Origin of the sequence: Bacteroides sp., from assembly GCF_052357945.1 — a bacterium.
Classification (GTDB): domain Bacteria; phylum Bacteroidota; class Bacteroidia; order Bacteroidales; family Bacteroidaceae; genus Bacteroides.
The window spans coordinates 1-5,893 of the sequence record NZ_DAWCXD010000211.1 but is presented as its reverse complement, the minus strand read 5'-3'; the positions used below and the strand labels follow the sequence as shown (position 1 = coordinate 5,893).

At 39.7% G+C, this 5,893-nt stretch carries 6 protein-coding genes and 1 pseudogene; 1 reads left to right on the top strand and 6 read right to left on the bottom strand.

Annotated features, from left to right (window positions below):
* Positions 1-286: 286 nt before the first annotated feature.
* The 5 genes and pseudogenes from ACT8YW_RS21410 to ACT8YW_RS21390 all read right to left on the bottom strand — a co-directional run.
* Positions 287-373, bottom strand: a pseudogene (locus ACT8YW_RS21410) (metallophosphatase); the annotation flags it as partial.
* A gap of 487 nt (positions 374-860) precedes the next feature.
* Entirely contained in the window at positions 861-1,409 is a 549-nt protein-coding gene (locus ACT8YW_RS21405; protein ID WP_007484573.1) for a hypothetical protein, read from the bottom strand.
* Positions 1,410-1,862: 453 nt separating this feature from the next.
* Positions 1,863-2,681 (bottom strand): ATP-binding protein, encoded by an 819-nt coding sequence (locus tag ACT8YW_RS21400; RefSeq protein ID WP_444107082.1) that lies wholly within the window; start codon positions 2,679-2,681, stop codon positions 1,863-1,865.
* Positions 2,682-2,753: 72 nt separating this feature from the next.
* Positions 2,754-3,212, bottom strand: a complete 459-nt coding sequence (locus tag ACT8YW_RS21395; RefSeq protein WP_444107081.1) for an AlbA family DNA-binding domain-containing protein — start codon at positions 3,210-3,212, stop codon at positions 2,754-2,756.
* Between the two features lie 177 nt (positions 3,213-3,389).
* Complete coding sequence (locus ACT8YW_RS21390) at positions 3,390-3,704, bottom strand: hypothetical protein (RefSeq protein ID WP_122143114.1); 315 nt, start codon at positions 3,702-3,704, stop codon at positions 3,390-3,392.
* A gap of 789 nt (positions 3,705-4,493) precedes the next feature.
* On the opposite strand from ACT8YW_RS21390, the gene ACT8YW_RS21385 reads away from it, so the two are divergent.
* Positions 4,494-5,336 (top strand): TrmH family RNA methyltransferase, encoded by an 843-nt coding sequence (locus tag ACT8YW_RS21385; RefSeq protein WP_444107080.1) that lies wholly within the window; start codon positions 4,494-4,496, stop codon positions 5,334-5,336.
* 14 nt (positions 5,337-5,350) lie between these two features.
* Here the strand turns inward: ACT8YW_RS21385 and ACT8YW_RS21380 are convergent, their stop codons facing one another.
* Positions 5,351-5,827 (bottom strand): arsenate-mycothiol transferase ArsC, encoded by a 477-nt coding sequence (locus ACT8YW_RS21380; RefSeq protein ID WP_004320325.1) that lies wholly within the window; start codon positions 5,825-5,827, stop codon positions 5,351-5,353.
* Positions 5,828-5,893 lie beyond the last annotated feature (66 nt).

Below are 5,893 nucleotides of genomic sequence, written 5' to 3'. Positions count from 1 at the left end.
CGGAAAGAATGTGGGAATCAAACCTCTATCAATTCTATATAAAAGTATATAATAGATTGATTCTGGTTTTACCACGTCCTATTATGATAAAAGATGGTATACGACAAGAAGAAACACCTGCTCATGTGCTATACGAGAAGCACTAATAAATTGTATAATTCGGCACTATAGAATATTTTGTGTAAATGGAAAATACGGGATTCAAATTATGAACCAATTTATGCTTATATTTGAAAACAGAATCCAGATATAAGAGAACTTACAAGTGAATCCTGTTTCCATTTACACAAAATTCCAGACAGTGTTTATTTCCGTGATAAAAGTGGGTATCAGATGTAAAGAACACCTTGCTGCCATCAAATTTATAATTCATTTCTTCTCAATTTATGTGCATCACTGCACGTTAATAATCAAGTTATCAATCACCCATCAAACGGAAATGACAGAGAAGTATCACAAAAGTAACTGCCATAAATGGGTATAAAACAAAATAGTTGAAAAGTTTGCTAAAGACTCTCCAGCCATTCAGTCTCTATTCTAAATCAAAGTATAGTAAAATGTACTTTATTATGTTCGCTGGAAAGTATTTACAATACGAGGTTCAATACCGGAGACATGAACATTCAACACACATTCCGAGCGATTACCCTGAATTGTGGTGATTGATAGTATGCCCATCCAAATTCTCTGCATTGTTAGTTTTATGTTATTTCAAAATCAGTGCAAAATTAGTAAATAAATTCCATATACCGCATGACAGAACAAGAAACTGAGTCTATATGAATATAGATATTATATCAGTGAAGATATAATTTTGCAGGGTTCATTTCTATAAACTATGTAACTCAAGAAGGATGTTCTTACTCTTCCTTTTCAAATTCTTCCGAAGCATTTGCTATCAACGCCTTTCCTATTTCCATCTGTATGAATTTAGGCAATCGAAACAATTTTGCCATAAGCTGGTTATAAGTAAACTCGACTTTGGTATACAGTATAGATTCTTCTTTAATGTGCACATCGATTTTCTCAACAACCTCAGAGTCTTCCATAAAGTCAGAAAAGTCCGGTTCTTCAAACCAATTTATCATGTCATCCTCATTGATTCTAAGACGAATATAATCGCCACAACCATCTACCTCTGGAATTAAACCATTAGGAACATAATCTGCAATTTTACATATTGTCTTTTTGTCTTTGTCAAGTAAGAAATAGGTCCCACTATCACATACCTTGGCTTGCAAATACAAACTACCATATTCGGGCTTCGAATTCAGAAGTTTATGAGTTTTCAAATTGATTATTCCTGACCATACCCCTTTAGAAACCAATGGATACTCGTTTTCATATAGTTCGCCCATCCATGTATCAGTATAACTACACATTTCCTCATTATATGGAAAGTAGATCATAAGGCTCCGCTTATCTAAATCTTTTAATTAGGAGTGCTAAAAAATCAAATCCCTGCGATAATCACCAAATTATTGCAAGGATTTTTTATGTTTTTCAGCCTATTGTCGGAAATCTTTGTGGACGTAAAATCGACTTTTGCGGCCCTAGACAAACGATGGAAAATCCGGTGCTTTTACATAACGGGTATATTTGCCTGCACCATCTTTCTGTATAATCCCTGTATTTTCCATCTTTGAAATCAAGCCTCTAATTTATTTTTCGGACAACATGTCTTGAAATACCTTTTTGAGAAGAGAACGATTTATATAACCATTTTTATGAAAACAGTCTGAAACCAACTTGAGATAATTCATATTCATTCCTTTCAATCTTTCAGCAGACTCATTCCGATACTCCTCGGACAAGCGATGAGAGCCGTTTTCGTAACCGATAAGGTTTTCTTCCAACAATTTTCATAAAATCTTTTCATCAAGCCCCTCGTAATCCCTCATTGCCATTTTGTACAAAGCCAGCAATTCAAAGACATTCAGTTGCTCGGCGGCAGCTCTATTATCCTGTACCTTCCTGACAAAAATAACAAAGGCCGTATCAAGTATAGGAGCTTTGGACGTGAGACTTACCTGATACGAGTCTGTTCCCGAATAGTCAGGCAGTGCTTTCCCTTCCATAATACAGTTGTAGAACATTTTATCCACTCCCTGACCGGAACGCTCCACCAATCCTGCCTTCTGCAATATCTCGCTCATCAGTTTACTGCGCGGAACACTGTTCACTGTCAAAATGTTGTTCATATCCACTCCGGACCGAAAACCACCAGCATTGGTAATGGTTATACTATCGGGATATTGCTTGATGACGACATCGCTCTGAATCAACATTGAGCGGTGGCAGCAAGCATTCAATATCGCCTCTCTGATTGCCTCCTTGTTGAAAGATGGTATATCGAATATATAAGAGCCGTCATTGTAATGCAGAAGCGGATTACTGGCAGGCTGGTTGATGTAATCCCATACCTTGTCAATCGCTATGAATAACGGCAACTGAAATTCTTTGCAAGCGGTATATTGTATCATCAAGTGATACATCCTGAACCCTACAACGATATTGTTCTGAGGGAGATATTTCCGTATGGCTTCGGATTTCCCAAGCAAAATAAGTGCCGCATAATTCAATTTCCCGTCCTTCAACAAATCCAAATCAGATAGCACTTGTTCGTCGGGATAGTTTTGAAACAACGGATTTTCCTGCTTTCGCGCATATTGGGTTTTCATTTCTGCTATGGGCTCCTTATCCAAATCCTCTATAGTAAGCCCCTCGCATATCTTGGCTGAAAAATCCGGTTCCTATTCAGACAATATCCTGAAAATCTCGGCATCGGACATTGCCCGCAGGCTTTCCCCTGTACGCATAAGAGGTACGCCCTCAAATCTCAACAACCTACCTACGGGACGAGATGGAACAGATAGTACAAGTACAAGCACACGCTTACCGTCCTCGTAAAGTTCGGTAGCTTCTATCCTTATTCCTAATCTTTCGTAGATTTCATCTGTGAGTTCTCCCACTTCTTTTTCTGCAAAATCCGAACCGACAACCGCATGGGGCATATGATCTACCATTCCTAATACCAATCGTCCACCCTTTTCATTCGCCAAGGCAACAATACACCCCAATACACACCGCCGCCTGTCTTTTAGATCAACGCGTTTTCCTCCGGCAAACAGGTAATTATGCTTTGCCTCTTTAAATTCTATATGGTCTTCGCTTTCGCGTAGCTTCTGTAATTCTGCAATCGTAATCTCCAACAAGGTAAATCCACCCCCAAAAGATACAAATGGCTATTCCGATAGAAACGAAAATTGTGCAACACAATTTTATGTCAGTAACACATGACAATGTAAAATAAAAAGGGAATCCGCGCTAATAAAAAGGGATCTGCACGGAAGAGAACCCGACCGAAGCCGGCTCCTACACTCCTACACTTAATCCGTTACATCAAAGAAATAACTTAGCTCTTCATCTTTCAGATTCTCCATCGCATATTGGTCGGCCTGTTCCCAAAGGGTATTGTAGAGTTCCGCGAACTCCGATCTTTTTTCGTGGTATTGCCATATCTTATGGTTAAGCACCAATACCAGTTCGGTTAGAAATTCGTAATCTTCTTTCCACTCTTTGAAAGCACGATTGAACGTGTCCTGAATAGCTGAAAGGCCAAATCGCTCTGCTATCGAAAAATCTTCCCAAAACGTTGTTTTTACTTCGTAACCGTTTTCTTTCATAAATTCTCTGAATGTCATAATGCTTAAATTTTAAGATTGTTTTTTTGTTTTTCCCTCTTGTAGCATCTACTACTTTCGGGCTTGATTTAATTATGTCGTCTCAAAAGGTGTCATGGCTCCTTATGCAAGGTTTCACGGCTAAATACGACCTCTGTGAAGCAGAAGGTGGAGATTTGGCTGTGAACCCAAGGCTATGACCTTGCAGACAAGAGAGACATGACAAGCACCTTTGCGACACAATTCACATCAGGTAGCCCGAAAGGGATATGCGGAATAATGGAGGAAGTAAGAAGAAGGCTAAAACAGGGAAAGGTAAAACCGAGGATATGCCGCCAAAGCACATAGCCCAAACAACGACTGGTGAAAAGAGACAGAGCTGAAAGGACAAAGTAATGTCTCCTTTAACAATTTTGCTGGCCAAAAGAAAAATAGGTATGGCTTTGGGAGCTTATAAAAGCCGTTTAGTTTAGAACTTGAAGAGATATACAAAAAACAGACTAAACTTTATTATATTTGCAGTGTGCTTCGAATATCATCGTATGATGAGAACGGGATTGTTTTTCTTTCCGAGGGACAAAAAAATTGGCCTAAAAAACATCAAGGGATAGACCTTATATTTGCTCTTTTTATCTTTTAGACAGCAAATTTTTGTCCCCTGTTTGTCCCCCGAAGCATTTCATAAAAACATAATATATTAAATATCAATTTATTACAAGTCAAAAATGATACAAAACATTTTCTGCATCGGTAAGTAAGAAGCGCATACTATCATTGCTACAATAAAATAGATCATTTAAAGAAATCACTATGCCCATTATAGAAATATCATCCTTAACAGACTCCGGAGTAGAAATATTCAGTACCCTCACCGAAGCTCAATTACGCAATCGTATCGAGCCTGATAAAGGATTGTTTATTGCAGAAAGCCCCAAAGTTATCCATGTAGCTCTGAATGCTGGTTATGAGCCTTTAGCCCTCTTGTGTGAACAGAAGCATATCACTGGTGATGCCGCTGGCATCATTGAACGTTGTGGTGATATACCCGTCTATACCGGTGAAAGAAAGTTACTTGCCACATTGACCGGATATACACTGACGCGCGGTGTCCTCTGTGCCATGCGTCGTCGGACACTACCAAGTGTGGATGAGGTGTGCCGGAAAGCCCGGCGGATCGTAGTCATTGAGGGCGTGGTAGACGCTACTAATATCGGAGCCATCTTCCGTTCCGCAGCCGCCTTGGGAATAGATGCTATATTATTAACACGCAATTCTTGTGATCCGTTAAACCGACGTGCAGTCAGGGTTTCGATGGGTTCTGTCTTCCTGATACCATGGACTTGGTTGGACGGTTCTCCCAATGAGTTGCGTAAACAGGGTTTCCGTACAGTCGCTATGGCACTCACGGAGAAATCAATCTCTATCGATAATCCTATCTTAGCAACCGAACCCAAGTTAGCCATCGTAATGGGAACAGAGGGGGATGGTCTTCAAAACGAAACAATCAATGAGGCGGACTATGTAGTCCGCATTCCTATGGCAAACGGTGTCGATTCTCTCAATGTAGCCGCCGCATCCGCTATTGCTTTCTGGCAACTTCGCGTTCAAAATGACACAGATCTGCCACCATCACCGGATGATGTACATATATGATTTTACTTATATTCCTACTCACACCTACAATACGTATTTGCGCCACAGGAACAGCGAGGTAACAACTTTTCCATCAATTCACTTCGAAAGAACTCATACAGTTCTTTATGCATGATGTCATATAGTGCCCTAACCCGTTCTTCCTGCTCATCTTCTACATGAATTCCTCCCTGAAAGGGATCTGTAAAGTTGAAAGAAACGTATTTTCTCACTACCCCCTGCATTTCCTTTTGCACTTCCTCCGCTTCCGAACAAAGGGTAATGACATAATCCCACGTCTGTTGGGCATATGTCGCAACGTCACAGGGCTTTCTACGCGAAAAGTCATATCCATTTTGTTCCATCACTTGGCAAACAACGTCAGGGACAGAATTTCCAGCCAAAATACCGGCAGTACTAATCTTCATCCCTCTACCGAAGGAGTTCAAAATTTCCTGTGCCATACGACTGCGGCACATATCATTATTACTTACTATCAGTATATTCTTCATACACAAATTCTATTTTTATTTATTTCCTGATATAGCTACTTTAATAACTCCATCTAATTTGTTTTC

Bases quoted from the DNA above. Each gene is read 5' to 3' on its own strand.
- ACT8YW_RS21405 (WP_007484573.1), bottom strand. From the start codon at position 1,409: ATGATCTACTTTCCATATAATGAGGAAATGTGTAGTTATACTGATACA.
- ACT8YW_RS21400 (WP_444107082.1), bottom strand. From the start codon at position 2,681: ATGAAAACCCAATATGCGCGAAAGCAGGAAAATCCGTTGTTTCAAAAC.
- ACT8YW_RS21390 (WP_122143114.1), bottom strand. From the start codon at position 3,704: ATGACATTCAGAGAATTTATGAAAGAAAACGGTTACGAAGTAAAAACA.
- ACT8YW_RS21385 (WP_444107080.1), top strand. From the start codon at position 4,494: ATGCCCATTATAGAAATATCATCCTTAACAGACTCCGGAGTAGAAATA.
- ACT8YW_RS21380 (WP_004320325.1), bottom strand. From the start codon at position 5,827: ATGAAGAATATACTGATAGTAAGTAATAATGATATGTGCCGCAGTCGT.